The organism is Streptomyces sp. NPDC092370 (assembly GCF_044755265.1).
Lineage (GTDB): Bacteria > Actinomycetota > Actinomycetes > Streptomycetales > Streptomycetaceae > Streptomyces.
On record NZ_JBIVQO010000004.1, the window covers coordinates 350,051 to 372,172 of the forward strand.

Annotated in this window: 19 protein-coding genes and 2 pseudogenes; 14 read left to right on the forward strand and 7 right to left on the reverse strand. The window is 74.1% G+C overall.

The genetic code is table 11. The features are described from left to right. Positions 1-52: 52 nt before the first annotated feature. The 8 genes from ACIQHQ_RS15670 (at position 53) to ACIQHQ_RS15705 (ending at position 10,626) form a co-directional block, all read left to right on the forward strand. A complete protein-coding gene (locus ACIQHQ_RS15670) occupies positions 53-1,633 on the forward strand; it encodes a S8 family peptidase (RefSeq protein ID WP_402612442.1) in 1,581 nt (526 codons plus the stop codon). Between the two features lie 1,113 nt (positions 1,634-2,746). Next, positions 2,747-4,330 (forward strand): SDR family oxidoreductase, encoded by a 1,584-nt coding sequence (locus ACIQHQ_RS15675; RefSeq protein ID WP_402612443.1) that lies wholly within the window; start codon positions 2,747-2,749, stop codon positions 4,328-4,330. A gap of 4 nt (positions 4,331-4,334) precedes the next feature. Then, entirely contained in the window at positions 4,335-5,708 is a 1,374-nt protein-coding gene (locus ACIQHQ_RS15680; protein ID WP_402612444.1) for a cryptochrome/photolyase family protein, read from the forward strand. 84 nt (positions 5,709-5,792) lie between these two features. Beyond that, positions 5,793-6,935 (forward strand): polyprenyl synthetase family protein, encoded by a 1,143-nt coding sequence (locus tag ACIQHQ_RS15685; RefSeq protein WP_402612445.1) that lies wholly within the window; start codon positions 5,793-5,795, stop codon positions 6,933-6,935. Continuing rightward, entirely contained in the window at positions 6,932-8,494 is a 1,563-nt protein-coding gene (locus tag ACIQHQ_RS15690; protein WP_402612446.1) for a phytoene desaturase, read from the forward strand. Before ACIQHQ_RS15685 ends, ACIQHQ_RS15690 begins: the two co-directional genes overlap by 4 nt. Next, positions 8,481-9,464: a phytoene/squalene synthase family protein gene (locus ACIQHQ_RS15695; protein WP_402612447.1), complete on the forward strand. Its 984-nt coding sequence runs from the start codon at positions 8,481-8,483 to the stop codon at positions 9,462-9,464. The genes ACIQHQ_RS15690 and ACIQHQ_RS15695 overlap by 14 nt, the downstream gene beginning before the upstream one ends. After that, the gene (locus tag ACIQHQ_RS15700; RefSeq protein ID WP_402612448.1) at positions 9,457-10,461 is read left to right on the forward strand and encodes a DUF5914 domain-containing protein; all 1,005 of its coding nucleotides are present in this window, start codon (positions 9,457-9,459) and stop codon (positions 10,459-10,461) included. The genes ACIQHQ_RS15695 and ACIQHQ_RS15700 overlap by 8 nt, the downstream gene beginning before the upstream one ends. Before the next feature lie 75 nt (positions 10,462-10,536). Beyond that, positions 10,537-10,626 carry a DUF5914 domain-containing protein gene (locus ACIQHQ_RS15705; RefSeq protein WP_402612449.1) on the forward strand — a complete coding sequence of 30 codons (90 nt, stop codon included), beginning with the start codon at positions 10,537-10,539 and terminating at the stop codon, positions 10,624-10,626. Between the two features lie 58 nt (positions 10,627-10,684). Here the strand turns inward: ACIQHQ_RS15705 and ACIQHQ_RS15710 are convergent, their stop codons facing one another. The 4 genes and pseudogenes from ACIQHQ_RS15710 to ACIQHQ_RS15725 all read right to left on the reverse strand — a co-directional run bounded on the left by ACIQHQ_RS15710 (position 10,685) and on the right by ACIQHQ_RS15725 (position 15,175). Next, a complete protein-coding gene (locus ACIQHQ_RS15710) occupies positions 10,685-12,193 on the reverse strand; it encodes an FAD-dependent oxidoreductase (RefSeq protein WP_402612691.1) in 1,509 nt (502 codons plus the stop codon). Between the two features lie 95 nt (positions 12,194-12,288). Continuing rightward, positions 12,289-12,921, reverse strand: a complete 633-nt coding sequence (locus ACIQHQ_RS15715) for a class I SAM-dependent methyltransferase (protein ID WP_402612692.1) — start codon at positions 12,919-12,921, stop codon at positions 12,289-12,291. A 32-nt stretch (positions 12,922-12,953) separates the two neighbouring features. Further along, positions 12,954-13,943: pseudogene (locus tag ACIQHQ_RS15720) on the reverse strand (lycopene cyclase family protein); the annotation flags it as partial. 107 nt (positions 13,944-14,050) lie between these two features. After that, positions 14,051-15,175, reverse strand: a complete 1,125-nt coding sequence (locus ACIQHQ_RS15725) for a MerR family transcriptional regulator (RefSeq protein WP_402612450.1) — start codon at positions 15,173-15,175, stop codon at positions 14,051-14,053. A gap of 163 nt (positions 15,176-15,338) precedes the next feature. Between ACIQHQ_RS15725 and ACIQHQ_RS15730 the strand changes: the two genes are divergently transcribed. From ACIQHQ_RS15730 to ACIQHQ_RS15750, 5 genes and pseudogenes are all read left to right on the forward strand, one after another. Next, complete coding sequence (locus tag ACIQHQ_RS15730) at positions 15,339-15,944, forward strand: sigma-70 family RNA polymerase sigma factor (protein ID WP_402612451.1); 606 nt, start codon at positions 15,339-15,341, stop codon at positions 15,942-15,944. A gap of 105 nt (positions 15,945-16,049) precedes the next feature. Further along, positions 16,050-16,877 (forward strand): DUF4397 domain-containing protein, encoded by an 828-nt coding sequence (locus ACIQHQ_RS15735; RefSeq protein ID WP_402612452.1) that lies wholly within the window; start codon positions 16,050-16,052, stop codon positions 16,875-16,877. 240 nt (positions 16,878-17,117) lie between these two features. Beyond that, positions 17,118-17,516 carry a class F sortase gene (locus ACIQHQ_RS15740; protein WP_402612453.1) on the forward strand — a complete coding sequence of 133 codons (399 nt, stop codon included), beginning with the start codon at positions 17,118-17,120 and terminating at the stop codon, positions 17,514-17,516. Further along, positions 17,504-17,872 (forward strand): hypothetical protein, encoded by a 369-nt coding sequence (locus ACIQHQ_RS15745; RefSeq protein WP_402612454.1) that lies wholly within the window; start codon positions 17,504-17,506, stop codon positions 17,870-17,872. The genes ACIQHQ_RS15740 and ACIQHQ_RS15745 overlap by 13 nt, the downstream gene beginning before the upstream one ends. Positions 17,873-17,918: 46 nt before the next feature. Then, a pseudogene (locus ACIQHQ_RS15750) lies at positions 17,919-18,106 on the forward strand (type II toxin-antitoxin system RelE/ParE family toxin); the annotation flags it as partial. A gap of 99 nt (positions 18,107-18,205) precedes the next feature. On the opposite strand, the gene ychF reads toward ACIQHQ_RS15750, so the two are convergent. Further along, complete coding sequence (gene ychF, locus ACIQHQ_RS15755) at positions 18,206-19,294, reverse strand: redox-regulated ATPase YchF (protein ID WP_352118740.1); 1,089 nt, start codon at positions 19,292-19,294, stop codon at positions 18,206-18,208. A 168-nt stretch (positions 19,295-19,462) separates the two neighbouring features. On the opposite strand from ychF, the gene ACIQHQ_RS15760 reads away from it, so the two are divergent. Beyond that, positions 19,463-20,095 (forward strand): DUF6542 domain-containing protein, encoded by a 633-nt coding sequence (locus tag ACIQHQ_RS15760; RefSeq protein ID WP_402612455.1) that lies wholly within the window; start codon positions 19,463-19,465, stop codon positions 20,093-20,095. Positions 20,096-20,268: 173 nt separating this feature from the next. On the opposite strand, the gene ppgK is transcribed toward ACIQHQ_RS15760, so the two are convergent. Together ppgK and ACIQHQ_RS15770 are read right to left on the reverse strand one after the other, a co-directional pair. Then, a complete protein-coding gene (gene ppgK, locus ACIQHQ_RS15765) occupies positions 20,269-21,015 on the reverse strand; it encodes a polyphosphate--glucose phosphotransferase (protein ID WP_402612456.1) in 747 nt (248 codons plus the stop codon). Between the two features lie 68 nt (positions 21,016-21,083). Next, a complete protein-coding gene (locus tag ACIQHQ_RS15770; protein WP_402612457.1) occupies positions 21,084-22,109 on the reverse strand; it encodes a 4-hydroxy-3-methylbut-2-enyl diphosphate reductase in 1,026 nt (341 codons plus the stop codon). Positions 22,110-22,122: the final 13 nt, after the last annotated feature.

Here is a 22,122-nt window from a genome sequence, read left to right on the forward strand (position 1 = left end):
ACGGGCGTGCACCACACCCCACAGCGCACCACCGATGAGGAGGACCCCTCAGATGGCAGTGATGCGTACTCCCCACAGAACCTCCCGGCGAAGACTGGCCGCGCTCGGCGCGACGGCCACCGCGGCACTCGTCGCGAGCCTCGTCTCCGCCCTCCCCGCCGGCGCGGCCCCGGCCGCGGCCGAAGGGCGTATCCAGTACGAGGACGCCGCGAACTCCGTCGCCGGCAGCTACGTCGTCACCCTGAAGACCGAGAAGGCCGGTTCCGCCGCGGGCCGCGCACTCGCGCACAAGTACGGCGCCGACATCGAGCGGACGTACACCAAGGCCCTGAACGGCTACGAGGTCGAGGCATCCGAGTCCGAGGCGAAGCGTCTCGCCGCCGACCCGGCCGTCTCCTCCGTCGTGCAGAACCGGACGTTCTCCATCACCGGGACGCAGCCCAGCCCGCCGTCCTGGGGCCTGGACCGCATCGACCAGAAGAGCCTGCCGCTGAACAGCTCGTACACCTACCCGGACTCGGCCGGCGAGGGCGTCACGGCGTACGTCATCGACACCGGCGTCCGCATCACGCACGGCGACTTCGGCGGCCGCGCCTCCTACGGCTACGACGCCGTCGACAACGACAACACCGCCCAGGACGGCCACGGCCATGGCACGCACGTCGCCGGCACTGCCGCCGGAAGCGCCTACGGCGTCGCCAAGAAGGCCAAGGTCGTCGGCGTCCGCGTGCTGAACAACTCCGGCCAGGGCACCACCGCCCAGGTCGTCGCCGGCATCGACTGGGTCGCCCGGAACGCGGTCAAACCGGCCGTCGCCAACATGTCGCTCGGCGGCCCGGGTGACACCGCCATCGACACGGCCGTGCGCAACGCCATCACCTCGGGCGTCACCTTCGTGGTCGCGGCCGGCAACGAGTCCACCAACGCCTCCACCCGGTCCCCGGCCCGCGTGAGCGAGGCCGTCACGGTCGGCGCGACGACGTCGAGCGACGCGAAGGCCGGCTACTCCAACTACGGCACCGTCCTCGACCTGTTCGCGCCCGGCTCGTCGATCACCTCGGCGTGGAGCACGAGCGACTCGGCGACCAACACCATCTCCGGTACGTCGATGGCGAGCCCGCACGTCGCCGGCGCCGCCGCCCTGCATCTGGCCGCCAACCCCGCTGCCACGCCCGCGCAGGTGTCCGCCGCGCTGACGTCCGCCGCCACCACCGGCGTCGTCACCAGCCCCGGCACCGGATCACCCAACCGGCTGCTGTACGTCGGCGGCGGCACGACCACCCCGCCCGGCCCGCGCTTCGAGAACACCGCCGACCAGGCCATCGCCGACAACGCCACCGCCGAGTCCCCCGTGACGGTCTCCGGTGTCTCCGGCAACGCGCCCTCGGCCCTGGCCGTCGAGGTGCACATCGTCCACACCTACATCGGTGACCTTCAGGTCCAGCTGATCGCCCCCGACGGCACGGCGTACACGCTGAAGTCGTACGGCACCGGCGGCAGCGCGGACAACATCGACACCACGTACACCGTGAACGCGTCCTCGGAGGCCGCGAACGGCACGTGGAAGCTGCGGGTGAGCGACAACGCCCGCTACGACACCGGGCGGATCGACGCCTGGGCGCTCCAGTTCTGACCGGTACCGCGGAAAAAAGGGGGGCCGGGCCGGCGACGGCCCGGCCCCCGCCGTTTGGTCACGCGGCCCTCACCGCCTGCGCGGGCAGCTCCGCGAACGCCACCAGGTGCACTGGGTCGACCGGGACCGGCTGCGCCGGTGGGCCGAACACGGCAATCTCACGTCCGGCGCGGTGACGGCGTGCCTCACCGGATAGCGACGGCCGGTCACATCCGCCGGGTCCGGGACGCCGGGGACCGCCGCGTGGTGCGCCGTGCTACGGGCGACGCGGCCAAAGGCCTGGCCCGGGACTACTTCCGGCCCCCGGCCCGGAGTACCGAGGCGGCCAGGGGCCGGAAGTAGTCCCGAGGAACTGGAGGTGGTCGTCCGGTTCCCCGCCGAGACGATCGCGGAACTCGTCCTGCCACGCCGTGGGCCGGCCGGCCTCTCGACTGCCGTCCACGAGGACTACCCGAACCGCGACGACGTCAACTTCATGCGGCACGCTGACGTTCCGCCGTTCCTGCGCGCACGGCATCTGCGGCTCGGACGCGATGCGGATCAACCGGCCGGGCGTGATGGGCCCATCGCATGTGTCCGGGGCGGAGTCGGCGACCGGGGGCGCGATCAGCGCCTGCGTGCCGGTGCAGGCCCTGCTCCTGGGCGAACCGGGCACCGGCGCACTGATGGGCGGGAAATGTTCGCGTCAGGGCCCGCCGCGAACCGACAGGACGGCGACGGCGTCATCGACCTCGGCCCGCGGGCGAGATGGCCGAACGCCCCGGCCCCAACGGCCCCACGAGGGCCGGACGGCCGTACACCCTCCGGCTGAACCGTCACCGACGCCCGTGTCGTGCATCCGCCGCGGGCGCCGGGCGGGAAGTGTTCGCGTCAGGGCCCGCCGCGAACCGACAGGACGGCGACGGCATCATCGACCTCGGCCCGCGGGCGAGATGGCCGAACGCCCCGGCCCCAACGGCCCCACGAGGGCCGGACGGCCGTACACCCTCCGGCTGAACCGTCACCGACGCCCGTGTCGTGCATCCGCCGCGGGCGCCGGGCGGGAAGTGTTCGCGTCAGGGCCGGCCGCGAACCGACAGGACGGCGACGGCGTCGGCGGACGGAGGCACGACCATGACGACGGACGGGCAGGGGCTGCACTGCCTGGTCACCGGGGCGTCCGGCTACATCGGGGGGCGACTGGTGCCCGAGCTGCTGCAGGAAGGCCACCGCGTCCGGTGCCTCGCCCGCTCCCCCGCCAAGCTCCGCGACCACCCCTGGGCGGCGCGCTCCGAGGCCGTCCGGGGGGACGTCACCGACCCGCGGTCGCTGGCGTCCGCGATGCGCGGCATCGACGTCGCCTATTACCTGGTGCACGCCCTCGGCTCCGGCTCCCGCTTCGAGGACACCGACCGCGCCGCCGCCCGGACCTTCGCCGAGCAGGCCCGGGCCGCCGGCGTGCGGCGGATCGTCTACCTGGGCGGGCTCACGCCGCGCGGCGTCCCCGAGGACTCACTCTCCCCGCATCTGCGGTCCCGGGCCGAGGTGGGGCAGATCTTCCTCGACTCGCCCGTGCCCGCGACGGTGCTGCGCGCCGCCGTCGTCATCGGCTCGGGCTCGGCGTCGTTCGAGATGCTGCGCTACCTCACCGAACGCCTGCCCGTCATGGTCACCCCCAGCTGGGTGCACACCCGCACCCAGCCCATCGGGGTACGGGACGTGCTGCGCTATCTCGTCGGGTCCGCGACCATGCCGGCCGACGTCGACCGGGCCTTCGACATCGGCGGGCCGGACGTCCTCACCTACCGCGACATGATGCTGCGCTACGCCGCCGTGGCCGGGCTGCGGCGGCGGTTCATCGTGCCGGTCCCGGTGCTCACACCACGGCTGTCCAGCCACTGGGTCGGCCTCGTCACCCCGGTGCCCGCCTCCCTCGCCCGGCCGCTTACCGAGTCGCTGCGGCACGAGGTCGTGTGCCACGAGCACGACATCGCCCGCTACGTTCCGGACACCCCGGGCCGGCCACTGCCCTTCGACGAGGCGTTGGCCCTGGCACTGCGCCGGGTGCGGGAAGCGCAGGTCACCACGCGCTGGTCCTCGGCCTCGGTGCCCGGAGCGCCCAGCGACCCGCTGCCCACGGACCCCGACTGGGCGGGCGGCAGCCTCTACCAGGACGAACGGCAACGGCCGGTCGACGCCTCCCGGGAGGCGCTGTGGAGGGTGGTCGAGGGCATCGGCGGCGACAACGGCTGGTACTCCTCCCCTGTGGCCTGGGCGGTGAGGGGCTGGCTGGACCGGTTCGCGGGCGGTGTGGGACTGCGCCGCGGACGGCGTGACACCGAGCGTCTGCGGGTCGGCGACTCACTGGACTTCTGGCGGGTGGAGGAGATCGAACCGGGTCGTCTGCTGCGGCTGCGGGCCGAGATGCGGCTGCCCGGCCTCGCCTGGCTGGAGATGTACGCCGAGACCGACGAGGAGGGCCGCACCCGCTACCGGCAGCGGGCCCTGTTCCATCCGCGCGGTCTGCTGGGCCACGCCTACTGGTGGAGCGTCGCCCCGTTCCACTCCGTCGTGTTCGGCGGCATGGCCCGCAACATCGCGCGGGCCGCGTCCGAGGGCACGAGCGGACGCCGGAGTGCCGCGCGCACCCGACGAGCCCGCCGGCGGCGAAGTGTCCGGGAGCAACGAACGCAATCCGCACCACCGCACCAGGAGTGACGCCATGACCGCCGCGGTCGTCCTGTTCACCTCGGACCTGCGCCTGCACGACCATCCGCCCCTGCACGCCGCGCTGAACTCGGCGGACGAGGTGGTGCCCCTGTTCGTCCGCGACCCCGCCGTGCACGCCGCCGGGTTCGTCGTGCCCAACCGGGCAGCCTTCCTCGCCGACTGCCTGGCCGACCTCGGCTCGGCGCTGCGCCGGCGCGGCGGACGGCTGGTGGTGCGCACCGGGCCGGTCGCCCGGGAGGTCCGCGCGGTCGCCGCCGCCTGCGGCGCCACGGAGGTCCACATGGCCGCGGGCGTCACCGGCTACGCCCACCGCCGTGAGGAGCGGCTGCGCGGGGAACTCGGCGCCGACGGTGTCGCCCTGCGAGTGCACGACGCCGTGGTCACCGCCGTCGCGCCGGGGGCCGTGACACCGTTCGGCTCCGACCACTTCGCCGTGTTCACGCCCTACATGCGCCGCTGGTCCGAGCAACGGCTGCGCGCCCCGCTGCCCGCGCCGCGCGCGGTGCGGGTCCCCGACGCCGCGCGCGGCGAGGAGCCGCCGTCCCGGACGGGCCTGGCGGACCTGTCACCGCGGCTTCCGGACGGCGGTGAGACGGCCGGGCGCGAGCGGCTGGCGCGATGGGCGGACACCGGTCTGTCGCGGTACGAGGAACGGCACGACGACCTGGCCGGTGACGCGACCTCGCGCCTGTCGCCGTACCTCCACTTCGGGGCGCTGTCGCCGGTGGAGGTCGTACGGCGGGCCCGGGAGAAGGGCGGCGCCGGCGCCGAGGCCTTCGTCCGCCAGCTGTGCTGGCGCGACTTCCACTACCAGGTCCTCGCGGCCCGGCCCGAGGCGGCCGTGCGGGACTACCGCGCCCGGGGCGACCGGTGGCGCGGCGAGGACGAGGCCGCCGAGGACATCGCCGCGTGGCGGGAGGGCCGCACCGGCTACCCGGTGGTCGACGCGGGCATGCGCCAGCTGCGCCACGAGGGATGGATGCACAACCGGGCCCGGCTGCTGGTGGCGAGCTTCCTGACCAAGACGCTGTACGTGGACTGGCGGATCGGCGCCCGGTACTTCCTCCGGTACCTGGTGGACGGCGACATCGTCAACAACCAGCTGAACTGGCAGTGGGTCGCCGGCACCGGCACCGACACCCGTCCGCACCGCGTCCTCAACCCCGTGCTCCAGGGCAAGCGCCACGACCCGGACGGCACCTACGTACGCCGGTGGGTGCCCGAACTGGCGGACGTCGGCGGCGCGGCGGTGCACGAGCCCTGGCGGCTCCCGGCGGACGAACGGGCCCGGCTCCGCTATCCCGCGCCGCTCCTCGACCTCGGGGAGGGACTGGCCCGTTTCCGGCAGGCCCGCAGCCGCGGCTGACAGCACGACACCGCGCGCATCCGAAACACCGCCCCCGGTGGAAGCACTGATGTGCGGATGACCGGAAGCGAGAAGGGGTTGTGCATGCTTGGACCGTGGCCGACGCCGGCCGGACCGGCGGAGACGAACCACGCCCCGCTCACCGCTCCCGGGGCCACGCGCGCCGTGGAGCGCGTCTTGGAGCGGGTGCTGGAGACGCGACTGCGGCAGGCCCGCGAGACCGACGCGGTGTTCGCCCAGGACATGGCCGACCGCGTCGCCGGGTTCGTCCGGCGGGGCGGCAAGCGGCTGCGCACGGCGTTCGTGTGGTGCGGCTGGCGGGCCGCGGGCGGCTCGGGCGACCCCGGGGCGGTCCTGCGCACGGGGGCCGCCCTCGAACTGCTCCAGGCCTGCGCGCTCATCCACGACGACGTGATGGACGGATCACCGCTGCGCCGGGGCGCGCCCGCGATGCACGTGGACTTCGCCCGGGACCCCCGGGCCGGCCGCGCGGCCGGATCCGCCGACGCGTTCGGGACGTCGGCCGCCGTGCTCGCGGGCGACCTGGCGCTCGCGTGGGCGGACGACCTGCTGACGGAGACGGCGCTCGCCGCACCGCACGGCGCGCGGCTGTACGACGAATGGCGGGCCATGCGCACCGAGATGGTCGCCGGTCAGTACCGCGACCTGCGTGCGCAGGCGAGCGGCTCGTCCGACGCCGAGGAGGCCCGGACCATCGCCGTGCTGAAGAGCGCCCGGTACACCGTCGCGCGGCCCTTGGCGCTGGGCGCGTTGCTGGCCGGTGCGGACGTGCCCGTCCTGGACGCGCTGCGGGCGGCGGGTCGCTGCGCGGGGCTGGCCTTCCAGCTGCGCGACGACCTCATCGGTGCCTTCGGCGACCCGGAGCTGACCGGCAAACCCTCCGACGACGATCTGCGCTCCCGCAAGCTCACGCCGCTCCTCGCCGCCGCCGTCCGGCTCGCCGACGACACCGGTGACCAGGAGGCCGCCGCCGTGCTCGCCCCGGGTGCGGGCGCCCGCCCGGAGCACAGCGTCGAGCGGATGCGGGCGGTGCTGGAACGGACGGGCGCCCGGGCCGAGATCGAGGCACGGATCGCGGAGCTGGCGTCCGCCGGCCTGCGGCACTTCGAGGCGACCGGTGCCGCGCCCGTCGTACGGCGGGAGTTCGCCGCCCTGGTCGAACGGGCCTCGGGCGTCGCCCCGCAGCCCACCGAGGAGCTGGTATGAGGACGGTGACGGGGCCGACGGACCATGTCGTCGTGGTGGGCGCCGGCCTGTCCGGTCTGGCGTGTGCCCTGCATCTGCTGGGCGCCGGCCGCCGGGTCACGCTCGTCGAGCGGGACGCCGGCCCGGGCGGCCGGGCCGGGCGGGTACGACTCGGCGACTACCTGGTGGACACCGGGCCGACCGTGCTGACGATGCCGCACCTGGCCGACGAGGCGTTCGCGGCCGTCGGCGAGAGTCTCGAACGGCACGTCGAGCTGGTGCCCCTGCACCCCGCCTACCGGGCGGGCTTCGCGGACGGGACCTCGCTCGACGTGCACACCGACGGAGACGCCATGGAGGCGGAGGTGCGGCGCTTCGCCGGACCGGCGGAGGCGGCGGGCTACCGCAGGCTGCGCCAGTGGCTGGAGCGGCTGTACCGGGCGCAGATGCGCCGTTTCATCGACACCAACTTCGACTCGCCCCTCCAGCTGGCCCACCCGGATCTGGCCCGGCTGGCGGCGCTGGGCGGCTTCGGGCGTCTCGACGGCCGGATCGGCCGCTTCCTCTCCGACGCCCGGCTGCGCCGGGTCTTCTCCTTCCAGGCCCTGTACGCCGGGGTGGCACCGGCCCGGGCACTCGCGGCCTACGCGGTGATCGCCTACATGGACACCGTGGCCGGTGTCTGGTTCCCCAGGGGCGGCATGCACGCCCTGCCCCGGGCGATGGCGGACGTGGCGGCCGGTGCCGGTGCCGAGCTGCGCTGGTCGGCCGAGGTGAGCGCGCTGGAACGCCCGGCGGGCCGGGTGCGGGCCGTCCGGCTCGCCTCGGGTGAGCGCATCCCGTGCGACGCGGTGGTGCTGACCTGCGAACTGCCTACCGCGCACCGGCTGCTGGGCCGGGCACCGCGGCGTCCGGTGCCGCTGCGGCACTCGCCGTCCGCGGTGGTGCTGCACGCCGGGACCGACCGCACCTGGCCCCAGCTCGCCCACCACACGCTGTCCTTCGGCGCCGCGTGGGAGCGCACCTTCGACGAACTGACCCGCTCGGGGGCGCTGATGAGCGACCCGTCCCTGCTGATCACCCGCCCGACCACGCACGACGCCTCGCTGGCGCCGCCGGGCCGTCACCTCCACTACGTCCTGGCGCCCTGCCCCAACACCGCCGTCGGCCCCTCCGCCGCCGCCTGGCGGGACCTGGGCCCGCGCTACCGCGACAGCCTGCTCGCCGAGCTGGAACGCCGCGGCCTCGACGGTTTCGCGGACAGCGTCGAGGAGGAACTGCTGGTGACCCCGCTCGACTGGACGGCCCAGGGCCACGCGGCGGGCAGTCCCTTCTCCGTCTCCCACACCTTCGCCCAGACCGGCCCCTTCCGGCCGCGCAACCTCGTACGCGGACTGGACAACGTGGTGCTCGCGGGCTGCGGGACCACACCCGGAGTCGGCGTACCGACCGTGCTCATCAGCGGGAAGCTCGCCGCCGCCCGCGTCACCGGGGGCCGCACCCGGCCGGCCCGGGCGGTCCGGCCCGCGGACCGCCTCCCGTCCACCCCGACCGGAGCAGGTGCCCATGACCCGTCGTGAACTGGACGCCGCCGGGATCACCGACCCGGGCCTGCGTGCCGCCTACGGCCGGTGCCGGCAGCTCAACGCCCGGCACGGCCGGACCTACTTCCTGGCCACGCGCCTGCTGCCGCTGGAACGCCGTGCGGCGGTGCACGCGCTGTACGGTTTCGCCCGCTGGGCCGACGACATCGTCGACGACCTGGACCGGCGTCTGACCCCCGACGAGCGGGACCTGCTGCTGAAGCGGCTGGAGGGCGACCTCGGGCACGCGCTGCGCACCGGCGGCGGAACCGAGCCGGTGGTCCGGGCCGTGGCGGACACCGCCGGCCGTTACGGCATCGACGTGGACCTGTTCGCCGACTTCCTCGCCTCGATGCGCGCCGACCTGACGGTCACGGACTACCCGACCTATGCCGATCTGCGGGCCTACATGCACGGCTCGGCCGCGGTGATCGGCCTGCAGATGCTGCCCGTGCTCGGCACGGTCGTCCCGCGTGAGGAGGCGGCGCCGCACGCGGCGGCCCTCGGGGTGGCGTTCCAGCTCACCAACTTCCTGCGGGACGTGGGCGAGGACCTTGACCGCGGGCGCGTCTACCTGCCCGCCGACCTGCTCGCCGCGCACGGCGTGGACCGCTCGCTGCTGCTCTGGAGCCGGCGGACCGGCCGCGGTGACCCGCGCATCCGGGCGGCACTGGTCGCGGCCGAGGCCATGACGAGGGACGTGTACCGGACGGCCCGGCCGGGCATCGCGATGCTCGACCCGAGGGTGCGCCCCTGCGTCGGCACCGCCTTCACGCTGTACGGCGGCATCCTCGACGCGATCGCGCGGCAGGACTACACCGTGCTGCTTCACCGTGCGGTGGTGCCCCGCCGCCGGCGGGCGGCCACCGCCGCGGCAGGTGTCCTGAAGGTGGCCCGCGCGCGGTGGCGCGCGGCGCCCGCGGCGGACCGCGCCGCACGGGAACGGAAAGGACCGGGCCGTGGCTGACCGAGCGGACAGGACACGCTGGACCGCGCCGCTGCGGCGGCGCCGCGGCCCCGGCTGGGCGGAGCAGACGCCGACCTGGCGCGCGGCCCGGCCGGCGCTGATCGCCGACGCCCTCAAACGGGCGTCCGCCCGGCCCTCCGGCAACTGGTTCGTGGTCGGCGCCTCCCGGGACGTGCGGCCCGGCAGCCCCTGCGGCAGGACCGTCGGCGGCGTCGAGGTGGTGCTGTGGCGCTCGCGGTCGGGTGACCTCCGGGCGGGGTCCGGTGTCTGCCCGCACCTCGGTGCTCCCCTGCGGGACAGCCGGGTGGTGTGCGGCACGCTGGTGTGCCACTGGCACGGACTGGCGCTGGACGGCTCGCCGTTCGCCGGCTGGCAGCCGTACCCCGCCCACGACGACGGGGTGCTGGTGTGGGTCCGGCTGGACGCGGTCGGCGGGGAGGAGCCCTCGGACCAGCCGGTGGTTCCCGCGCGTCCGGCGACGGCGACCGGGGTGGACGCCGTGTTCACGGCGGCCGGGCGGTGCGAACCGCAGGACGTGGTGGCCAACCGTCTCGATCCGTGGCACGGGTCCTGGTTCCACCCGTACTCCTTCGTCGATCTGACGGTGGCCCGGGAACCGCAGGGGGACACGGACGACGCCTTCGTGGTCGATGTGTCCTTCCGGGTGGCGGGCCGTCTGGTGGTGCCCGTCCGGGCCGAGTTCACCGCGCCGGAGCCGCGTACCGTCGTCATGCGCATCACCGATGGCGAGGGCGCCACGTCCGTGGTGGAGACCCATGCCACGCCGCTGACCGCCGCGGACGCGCAACGGCCGCGGACGGCCGTGATCGAGGCGGTCGTCGCCGCTTCGGACCGGCGCGGCTTCGCCCTGGCCCGGGCCGCCGCCCCCGTGCTGCGCCCCCTGATGCGGCGCACCGCCGGGCGTCTGTGGCGCGACGACCTCGCCTACGCCGAGAGGCGCTGGGCGCTGCGCAGCACCGGGCGTTTCCCCGGGTGAGAGGACGGCACCGGACGAGCCCGCGCGGATCGTCCCGGGTCGGTCCGGCCCTCCGGCGTCACCGGTGCGCCGGAGGTGCGCACCGCCGGGCGTCTGTGGCGCGACGACCTCGCCTACGCCGAGAGGCGCTGGGCGCTGCGCAGCACCGGGCGTTTCCCCGGGTGAGACGACGGCACCGGACGGACCCGCGCAGATCGTCCCGGGTCGGTCCGGACCTCCGGCGTCACCGGTGCGCCGGAGGTCCCGCGAGCGCGCCGAGTGCCCGCAGCACCGGGGAGCGGCCGGCCCGCGGCACGGTCCACAGCACCTGGCCGCGCACCCCCCACCCGGCGAGCAGGGCGTTGGACGCCAGAAAGCCGGTGGTGGCGGCGCGTTCCATCAACGCCACGGGCAGGTCGCAGCGCAATCCGTCACCGGCCAGCGTCAGCCAGGGGTGAGGGGTTCGTACGGTGGGGCGCCGGTGGTGGGTACCGGCCGGGAAGAGGGGGCAGTCCGCGCGCCATTCGTGCCGGGCATCGACGACCCGCGCCTCACCGATCTCCGGGTAGACCCGCCGCGCCTGCCCGAGCAGCGCGTCCTGCACACTCTTCCGGTTCGCGCCGGGGCCGACGGCATAGGCGTGCAGTTCCACGACCGAACCGCCCGTCTTCGCGGCCCAGCGGGCGGCCTCGCCCTCGTAGCGTTCCAGGACGCTGATGTTGTCGAGGCCGTCGTAGCCGCTGGTACCGAGGAAGCCGGGGCGGTCGGCGCGGACCGGCCGGTCGAGCCAGAGCCGCGAGACGAGGAACGGCGGGGCGGTGCGCAGGGCGGCGATGTCCGCGCGCCAGGGGGCGGTGCCCAGGCGGGCCGAGGCGGCGACGACCTGGCGCAGTCCCCCGGTGTCCAGGGCGAGCACCACCGCGTCGTGCCGGTCGGTGCCGGTGCCGGTGCGCACCTCCGCTCCCCCGGCGTCGGCGGGGTCCACGCCGTGGACGGGTGTGCCGGTGCGGACGGTCGTGCCGAGGCGCTGGAGGTAGCCGCAGAGCGGCTCCCACAGGGCCTGGGGAAAGGGCTCGTCGGGCACGTCGAAGAGCAGCCCCTCCGAGGAGCCGAGGAAGTAGATGTGGAACATCAGCAGCAGTTCGGCGGCGGAGAGTTCGCGCGGGTCGGCGAAGAAGCTGCGCGAGAACACCTCGAAGGCGAGGTGGTGCGCGGCCTCGGGGAAGCGGAGGCGTTCCAGGAAGTCGCTCGCGCCGACCTGGTCGAAGCGGGCGTACACCTCGGGGACGCGCACGTCCAGCAGCGGCAGTGCCGCCCGGGCGTCCAGGGCGGTGAGGTCGCGCCAGCCGAAGGTGGGGCTGAGGGCGACGAAACCGAGGGCGCTGAGGGGCGGGGTGCGCGGGACGCGGGCGAAGCTGTCGGTCAGTCCGCCGCTGTGCCGCAGGGGGTAGTCGGGCAGTGGGGTGAGGCGGGCGAGGGCGGGGTCGGTGCGCCGCAGCAGGCCGCGCAGGTTGTAGTACTGGCGGAAGAAGGCGTGGAAGCCCCGGCTCATGGTCACCTCGGAGCCGTCCGCCAGCAGGGTGCGGTGGCCGGCGAGACGGCCGCCCAGGGACTCCTGCCGTTCGTAGAGGGTCACCCGGGCGCCGCGCTCGGCCAGGCCGGTGGCCGCGGCGAGTCCGGCGATGCCGCCGCCCACCACGGCGACGGACGGCGCGTCCGCCGGCCCGAACCGGTCCCGGCCGGGCTCGGGCATCAGCACCTCGGCTTTGCGGTCCCGGCCGCGGCGGACGGTGGGACCGGGGCCCGTCGGGTGGCTTCCCTCGCTTTTACGGCCGGTGGTGCGGGTGCTCACCGGGCGGCCTCCGTCGTCTCGGTGACGCCGTTGCGGGCGACGAACGTGTGGGTGATGCCGGTCTGCCACCCGGCGAGGGGAAGGGCGCGGACACGCGTGAACCCCGCCCGCGTCAGCCGGCCGGTGAAGACGGGTGCGGTGTCGAACTCCAGGACGCTGCGCCACAGGTGCCGGTACAGGGCCCGGTCGCCGGTGAGCGTGCCCGCCGGGATGATCACCCCCTGGCACACGGCCGTCCACAGGGCGCGGTGCACGGGCGAGCCGCCGAGGCTGTATTCGTGGACGGCGAGGCGCCCGCCCGGCCGCAGCAGGGACCGCACGGTGGCGAGGACGCCGTCCGGGTCGGAGACGTTGCGGAACAGGTAGGCGGCGAAGACCGCGTCGAACGGGCCCTCGCCGGCCGTCGGCAGTTCCTCGGCGCTCAGGTGCAGGAAGCGCACACCGTCGGGCCACGGCTTGGCCAGCGCCCGCCGCAGCATGCCGGCGGAGGAGTCCACCGCGGTGATCCGCGCCCGGGGCGCGGTCCGCAGCAGGGCCCGCGTGGAGGCGCCCGTGCCGCACCCGAGATCGAGCAGGTGCAGACCGGCCCCGTCCCCGGGCAGCCGCAGCCGGCGGGCCGAGCGCAGCAGGTCGGTGCGGTAGCCGGGGTTGAGGCCGGTGAGACCGCGTCCATGGCGAGTGCCCGCCGCCCGTGCGGCCGGGGCACGGTGGCGCGGCCGTCGCGCAGGGTGGCGGCGATGGCCCGGCTGTGCCGCTGTACGGCCGCGAAGGTGTAGCCGGTGGCGGGGCGGGTGGCGCCGCCCGCCGTCCCGATGCGGAAGACCGACGCTCCCGTTCGCCGGGGGAAGCGGGCGTCGGTCATGGGGATGACGCCCTGCTCGGCGGAGTCCACGGTGAACTCGCCCAGGCGCAGCACCGTGCGGGCGTAGTGGCCGAGCGCCGCCTCGTACTCCAGGGTGGTCAGGGGGGTTCGGGAGAACTCGGTGTACTCGACGAGCGCCCGGTCCGGGGCCAGCGGGAGGACGTAGCCGAAGGCGAGCCCGTGTCGCGGCTGGGGCACCCGGAAGTCCATGAGGTCGGCGACCGCCGGGTCGAACCGGCCGGTGCGGGTGCGCACGAACCAGCCGCGGAAGTGCTGGAGCAGTTGCGTCCTGGCCGGGGGCAGGGCGGGCAGCGGCCGCGAGTCGAACACGTACCGGGAGCGCAGGGTCAGCGTGCGGCCGCCGGGTGCCGTGCAGCGGACCTCGGCGCCCCCGGGCACGTCCCGCACCGTGTCGGCCGTCGCGCGCAGCAGCCGCCCGCCGGGCGAATCCGCCAGCCGCGCGTGTACCAGCCGTTCGAAGGCCGTGGAGCGCACCATGCGGTAGCGCGAGGGGGCCGGGTCGACGGTGAGCGGGCTGCCGTCGGGGCCGTGCACCCGCAGCAGGGGCCAGGTCGCGGTGACCGCTTCGCCGAGGTCGTCGCCGTCCTGGCCCCAGTAGCACCAGGTACGCTCCGCCGGACGCGCGGGACCCTCCGGCGGCTCCACCACGGTCACGGTCGCGGCACCGGTCCCGACCAGCCGGTTCGCGAGGCTGAGGCCGGCCGCGCCGCCCCCGACCACCACCACGTCCGGAGTGCCGGCGGGCCACCGGGTCACCGCGTCCACCACGCGCCGCTCATCCGCACACCACGCTCGCTCCCGGCCACCCGGTCGACTGTGTCTGTCCGTTCACCGCTTCGGGCGGACGGCCGTGTTCGGATGCAGCGATACCGGAGCTACCGCGACACGACCGACTCCAGAACCGCGACGGCCTCGGCTAGTCCCGTCGGCCGCGGCAGGCCGGCGACGGTCCGGCCGGTCCAGCCCGGCCCGATCGTCAGGACGACCGGCTTGCGGCGGGCACCCCGCACGCCCCACTCCATCGCGGCCACGTGCTGGGCGAGCGGCCGGCTGGCGGTGGTCCGGGACTGCGCCCACAGCCCCACCGCCGCCGGCCCCGTTCTGCGTACGGCCGTCACGAGTGACTCCACGGGCAGGGCACCACCGAACATCCGCACCGGCAGGCCGCGTTCGGCGAGCGCGGCGGCCAGCACCTCCAGGGGCAGCGTGTGGTTCTCCCCCGGCACACAGGCGAGCACGACGGTCGCGCCCGGGCGGTCGGCGGCCGCGGGCGGGGCGCCGCGACGCAGGGCGCCCGAGACGTGCCAGGACAGGAAGTGCTCGACCTCGACGTACTTCTCGCCCGAGCTCTCCCACTTGCGGCCGACCGCCTGGAGGGTCGGCATGATGACCTCGGTCCAGGCGGCGACCAGCCCGTGCTCCGCGATCGCGGTCTGCAGCAGGTCGTCCAGCGCGGCGGCGTCGAGACGCAGCGCGGCACGGGCGATGCCCTTGCATTCCTGGCGCACATCACCGAGGCGCAGCCCACTGCCCGCCCGGCTGCGGGCGGGGGCGGAGGACCGTGGTGGCGCGCCGGCGACCCGGGCGTGGAAAGCGGGCCCCGGTGTCCCCTCGGCCGCCCGCCGGGCCGGGCCCGCTTCCACAGGCGCTGGGGCAGCCTGTCCCGCCTGGGCCGCCTCCGGTGCCGCCGGGGCTGCGTGCCCGGCCGAACCGGCCTCCTGCGTCGCTTCGCCGAGCACCGTGCGCGCCGCCTCGGCGGGCGGTATCCCGGTCGCCGTCAGGGCGCACATCCGCTCCAGCCGTGCCACGTCCACGGGGGTCCACCGCCGGTGCCGCCCGCCGGTGTGCGCCTCCGGCCCGAGGCCGTAGCGCCGGTCCCACGTCCGGACCGTGGTGGGCGCCACCCCCAGGCGCCTGGCCACCTCCCCGGTGGTCAGCCCGCCACCGAGCGGCGAGCCCTCGCGTCCGCGGTCCTCGCTGTCTCGTTCGTGTACACCCATACCTCCGACTGTACGACGCACAAACGACGCATGTTGAGGTGCGTCGTTTGTGCACCGAACACTGGCTTTCGAGCGCATGGTCGCGGCTCGGCACGGCGCGACCGGTGCGGTTCGGCAGACGGCCTTCCGTCCCCGCACGACGCACTGCAGGAGGAACCAGGCCATGATCACGAATACGCGACTCACCGCCCCCACCGCGCCCGCGGAGGAGACTCGGTACGAGGAGGAGCTGGCCCGTGGCCTCGTCGCCGCCGACGAGGAGGCGTTCGCCGCGATCTACCGGCGTTGGGGCTCACTCGTTCACACCATGGCCACCCGACTGCTCGGTGACACCTACGAGGCGGAGGACGTGACCCAGCAGGTCTTCCTCGGCGCCTGGCACGGCCGGGCCGGATTCCGCCCCGAACGGGGCCCGCTCGGCGCCTGGCTGGTCGGCATCACCCGCCGCAAGATCGTCGACGCGCTGGCGGCCAGGACACGGCGCCTGGCACTCGTCGACTCGGCCGGCCGCGACGCGGACACCGGCGGACCCGACGAGACGGCACCGGACCGCGTCCTGGACCGGGTCCTGCTCATCGACGCCCTGGCGCGGCTGCCGCGCCACCAGCGGGAGGTGCTGTGCATGGCCTTCTACGAGGACCTGACCCAGGCGCAGATCGCGGAACGGACCGGCATGCCCCTGGGCACCGTCAAGAGTCACGCCCGCCGTGGCCTGCACCGGCTGCGGATGGTGATCGAGCAGCCCCCGGTCCCCGACACGGACCTCTAGCGGGTGCGGCCGTCCGCATCCACGGCGGTCCCCGCGCCTGAAACAGGACCGAGACTCCGCACCGTACGGAGACCCCCTCACAGGGAATTCGAAGGGATGATCCCCATGACCTCCCACACCCGACTCGCCATCGCCGCCTCGACCGGAGCCTGTGCCCTGGCCCTCGGCGTTTCCGCTCCCGCCCTGGCCGCCCAGCAGACCAAGGCCATGGTGTCCGTCTTCCACGGCATCCCCGGCATGACCGTGGACGTGTACGCCAACGGCGACGAACTCATCGGCGACTTCGAGCCCGGCACGGTGACGGACCCGCAGTCCCTCGACGCCGGAACCTACGACATCCAGATCTTCGAGGCGGGCAAGGGGCCCGGCGGAACTCCGGCCCTGGAGAAGAAGATCCGGGTACCCGAGGGCGCGAACGCCACGGTCGCCGCCCACCTCTCCGCCGACGGCACACCGCGGCTCACGGCCTTCACCAACGACGTCTCCCAGGTCGACGCCGGCAAGGCACGTCTGACGGTCCGCCATGTCGCGGCGGCACCCGCCGTCGACGTCCGGGCGGGCGGACAGCCGGTCTTCAACAACCTCACCAACCCGAAGGAGGACACCGCCGAGGTCGACGCGGGCACCCTCAACACCGATGTGGTGCTCGCCGGCACGGACACCGTGGCCATCGGCCCGGCCGACCTGAAGCTCTCGGAAGGCACCGGCACCGTCGTCTACGCCTGGGGCAGCGCCGAGGACAAGAACCTGGCCCTGGCGACCCAGTCGTTCAGCGGCATGGCGTCGTCGCCCCGCGGTGTCCCCGCGGGCGTCAGTGCTGCCGCCGCCACCCCGAACTCCTCCGACTTGGGGCCGGCCTGGGCCGCGGCGGCCGGAGCGGTCGCGGTGACGGGCCTGCTGGTGGCCCGCCGGGTCGCCGGCCGGCGTGGCTGAGGGCACGCGACGGCTGACGGGACCGATCGTGGCGGCTGCCGCCCTGGCAGCCGTCCTCGGTTTTCCGGACCGTCCGTCGCAACCGGCCGCTCCGCGCCGGACTTCGCGGCCGCGCAGTCGGAGCGCGGGGCCGCGGTGGCCGCGGCGGCAGCACCCGCGGCCGGCACGGTGCGCAATCCGCCGTCCCGGCGCGTGCTCGTACCCCGTGCCGGTCTCGACGCCCGGGCCAGCCCCGTGTGCGTGACGGACCGAGGGAGCACGACCCTCCCCGACGGCCCCGACGTGGCCGGCTGGTACCGCCACGGCCCCGCGCCGGGCAGTGCCCGGTGCTCGGCGGTGCCGGTCGGACACACCGACACCGACACCGGCGACCTCGGCGAGTTCCTGGCGCTGTACGACGTACGGCGCGGGGTCCGCGTCGAGGTGCGCCGTGCGGAGGACGAGCCGGTGCGCTGCCGCCTCGTCTCACGCGTCACCGTGCCGAAGGACGAACCGCCCCCCTCGGCGTTCCGCCGGACCGGCGCCCCCGTCCTCACGCTCCTCACCTGCGCACCCCCGTACGCCCCCGAGCGGGGCGGCTACCTGTCCAACCTCGTCGTCACGGCGGAACCCGTCGGGAGGGCGCAGTGGCCCACGTAGAACCCGCGCACCTGGTGGAACTGGCGCTGCGCAACGCCACCCCGACCGACGCCGACGCCGAGGCGCTGCGGCACGTCGAGGAGTGCGAGCGCTGCCGCGACGAACTCCGCGTGCTGCTCCGCGTGGTCACGGCGGCCCGCACCGCGCACCTGGTGGACCTGCCGGCGGCACCCCCGGAGCACGTCTGGCGGGTCATCTCCCGGGACATCTCCCACGACACGGCCCCGCCCCGACCGCCCTCACACGTCCGCGACCGCGGAAAGCGAGCCCTCCTCGCCCTGCTCGCCGCCGCCGTGACCGCGGTCACCGGCCTCGCCGCCCGCTGGTCCCGACACCAGCGCTCGAAGTCCGGGTAGCGCGGGGCGGGACGGCGTCCAGCCCCGGTTCCGCCGCCGTATCGCGATCGGCTTCAGCGCCGCCCGCACGGTGTTCCGGCCCGAGGCCCAGGCCGAGCTGCGCGAGATCCCGCGTGACATCGCGCTTCGAAGCGCCGCCGCCTACGGGTCGGCGACCACCGTGTCGTCTGCGCCATCGACAACAGGGAACCGAGAGTGTGGGCCGTACACCTCGGACACCGCCCCACGGCGCATAGCCGCTCCCGCCGGCCGGCGGAGCGGTTCTGCGGACTGTTGGACAGCACAACGGCCCGACCCGCGTCCTCGCAGGCCGGGCCTTTCGTGGTGAGGCGATCAGACGTTGAAGCGGAACTCCACCACGTCCCCGTCCTGCATGACGTACTCCTTGCCCTCCATGCGGGCCTTCCCCTTGGCGCGGGCCTCCGCGACCGAGCCCGTCTCCACCAGGTCGTCGAAGGAGATGACCTCCGCCTTGATGAAGCCCTTCTGGAAGTCGGTGTGGATGACACCGGCGGCCTCGGGGGCCGTCGCGCCCTTCTTGATGGTCCAGGCGCGGGATTCCTTGGGGCCGGCCGTCAGGTACGTCTGGAGGCCCAGCGTGCGGAAGCCGACGTGGGCGAGGGTGGCGAGACCCGGCTCCTCCTGGCCGACGGACTGGAGGAGTTCCAGCGCCTCCTCCTCGTCGAGCTCGGCGAGGTCCGCCTCCAGCTTGGCGTTGAGGAAGATCGCCTCGGCGGGGGCGACCAGGGCACGCTGCTCGTTCTTGAAGTCCTCGTCGGTCAGCTCGTCCTCGTCGACGTTGAAGACGTAGAGGAACGGCTTGGTGGTGAGCAGGTGCAGGTCGTGCAGGAGCTCCGCGCGCTCGCTGCCCTGGACGAGGCCGTGCGCGAAGAGCGTGTCGCCCTTCTCCAGGATCTCCTTGGCCTCCTCGACGGCCTTGACCTTCGGCGCGATGTCCTTCTTGATGCGCGACTCCTTCTGGAGGCGCGGCAGGACCTTCTCGATGGTCTGCAGGTCAGCGAGGATCAGCTCGGTGTTGATCGTCTCGATGTCGTCCTTGGGCGAGACCTTGCCGTCGACGTGCACGACGTTCTCGTCCTTGAAGGCGCGGATGACCTGGCAGATCGCGTCGGACTCGCGGATGTTCGCGAGGAACTTGTTGCCCAGGCCCTCGCCCTCGGAGGCACCGCGCACGATGCCGGCGATGTCCACGAAGTCGACGGTCGCGGGCAGGACGCGCTGGGAGGAGAAGATCTCGGCCAGCTTCGTGAGGCGCGGGTCCGGGACGCCGACCACGCCTACGTTCGGCTCGATGGTGGCGAACGGGTAGTTGGCCGCCAGCACGTCGTTCTTGGTCAGGGCGTTGAACAGGGTCGACTTGCCGACATTCGGCAGACCGACGATTCCGATCGTGAGCGACACGTTGCGACTTCCCGTGAGTGGAGGGCCAGAGGGCCAGGGGACCGGCCGATCCACCAGTCTACGGCGTGTCCGGATCCACCCAGGCGACGTATCGAACGCTTGGCCAAGCAGCGGTCATCGGCGTGTCTGACGGGCTATTCGGCATATAGAACGACCTAAGTTGGTGCGGTGGAGCAATACAGGACGCGATCTCCCCAGTACGGACCGCGACGGGACCGGCCCAGGCCGCCCCGGCAACCCGTCCCGTCCCAGGCGGGGCGGGGAGCGGGGGGCGAGCCCGTGCGCGCGGCCCGGCCGCCCGGGCCGCAGCCCCGCCCGGCGCCGGTACGAGGCCCGGTACGAGGCCCGGCACGCCCCGCACGCCCCGCACCGGCGTCCGGCGCGGCCCGGCTGCCCAACCTCCGGCTGCCCAACCCCCGGCTGACCGGCCTGGGCAGCGGGCTGTTCTGCGCGGCGGTGATGTTCCTGCTCGGCGCGCTCTGCACGGCGCTGTTCGGGGCGTCCCTGACGGCATACGGCGTGCTGTTCCTGCCGGTGTGCGTGCTGACCGCCCTCTGGGTGCGCCCGGGGGATCTGATGAGCGCGCCCGTGGTCGTGCCGATCGCGTTCGCCGTGGGGCTGCTGCCGGCCACCGACGGCGAGGGCGGGACGGTCGGCAAGCTGATGGGCCTGGTGACAGGACTCGCCACACAGGCCGGCTGGCTGTACGGAGGGACGCTCATCGCCGGTCTGATCGTGATCGTCCGGCGGATCCGGCTGGTGCACCGGCGGCGGGCGGCAGGGGCCCGGCCACCGGTGTGACAACTCTCGGTCCGTACGCCCGAACGTCCGACCGCCCTAGTGTCCGGGCGTCCGAAGGTCCGACCGCCCTAGTGTCCGGCCGCCCCGGGCGCCCGACCGCCCGACCGTCCGAGCGTCCGAAGGTCCGACCGCCCTAGTGTCCGGCCGCCCGGGCGCCCGAGCGTCCGACCGCCCTAGTGTCCGGCCGCCCGCATCGCCGCGCCCACGATTCCCGCGTTGTTCTGCAGCTGCGCCGGGACGATCTCGGCCTTGATGCCCTCGATGTAGGGCAGGAACTTGTGGGACTTGCGGCTGACGCCGCCGCCGATGATGAACAGTTCGGGCGAGAACAGCATCTCGACATGGGCGAGGTACGTGCGCACGCGGTGCACCGCCCAGTGCTCCCACGTCATGTCGTGGTCCTCACGGGCCTTGCTGGAGGCCCGCTTCTCCGCGTCGTGCCCGTGGAGCTCGAGGTGGCCCAGCTCGGTGTTGGGGACGAGGACGCCGTCGACGAAGACCGCGCTGCCGATGCCGGTGCCGAAGGTCAGCAGGATCACCGTGCCCTGGCGGCCGCGGCCCGCGCCGAAGTTCATCTCGGCGACGCCCGCCGCGTCCGCGTCGTTGACCACCGTCACCGGCAGTCCGCCCAGCCGCTCGCCGAGCAGCGCACGCGCGTCGGTGTCGATCCAGCTGTCGTCGACGTTGGCCGCCGTGCGGATCGTGGCTCCGTCGGTGACCACGCCCGGGAACGTGACCCCGACCGGGCCCGTCCAGCCGAAGTGGTCGACGACCTGCTTGACGCCGTCGGCCACCGCGTCGGGCGTGGCCGGGTGCGGGGTGAGGACCTTGTGACGCTCCTGGGCCAGGTCGCCCTTGTCCAGGTCCACCGGGGCGCCCTTGATCCCGGATCCGCCGATGTCCACTCCGAAGATCTGCATGGCCCTACGTTACGACGAACGACTGACGGTCACAGGCCGGACGGCGGTGCTGCCCGGCCTGTACCCGATCACTCCCCGGAATGTTCACCGGACCCGGCGCCGCCGCGCTCGGCGACCAGGGCCGCCGCCTCCTCGCGCAGGTCGCGGCGCAGCTCCTTCGGCAGGGAGAAGGTGATGGACTCCTCGGCCGCCTTGACGAGCTCGACGTCCTCGAAGCCGCGCTGGGAGAGGAACTCCAGGACCTGCTCGACCAGGATCTCCGGGACGGAGGCGCCCGAGGTGACGCCGACCGTGTTCACGCCCTCCAGCCAGGCCTCGTCGATCTCCTCGGCGAAGTCCACGAGGTACGCCTCGCGGGCGCCCGCGATCTTGGCGACCTCGACGAGCCGCTTGGAGTTGGAGGAGTTGCGCGAGCCGACCACGATGACCAGGTCCGACTCGGCGCCCATCTGCTTCACGGCCAGCTGACGGTTCTGGGTGGCATAGCAGATGTCGTCGCTGGGCGGGGAGATGAGCTGCGGGAACTTGTCCTTCAGGGCGTCGACGGTCTCCATGGTCTCGTCGACGGAGAGCGTGGTCTGGGAGAGCCAGACGACCTTGGACGGGTCGCGGACCTCGACCTTCGCCACATCGCCGGGGCCGTCGACGAGCTGGATGTGGTCGGGGGCCTCGCCGGAGGTGCCGATGACCTCTTCGTGGCCCTCGTGCCCGATCAGGAGGATGTCGTAGTCCTCGCTCGCGAAGCGGACGGCTTCCTTGTGGACCTTGGTGACCAGCGGGCAGGTGGCGTCGATGGTGGCGAGCTTGCCGCGCTCGGCCTCCTGGTGCACGACGGGGGCGACCCCGTGCGCCGAGAACATCACGATGTTGCCCGGGGGGACCTCCTCCGTCCGCTCGACGAAGATCGCGCCCTTCTTCTCCAGGGTCTGCACGACGTACTTGTTGTGGACGATCTCGTGGCGGACGTACACCGGAGCGCCGTACTGCTCCAGGGCTTTCTCGACGGCGATCACGGCGCGGTCCACACCCGCGCAGTAGCCACGGGGGGCGGCGAGCAGGACACGGCGGCCAGGCGAAGCAGACATGCGTCCCATCGTAAGGCCGCGT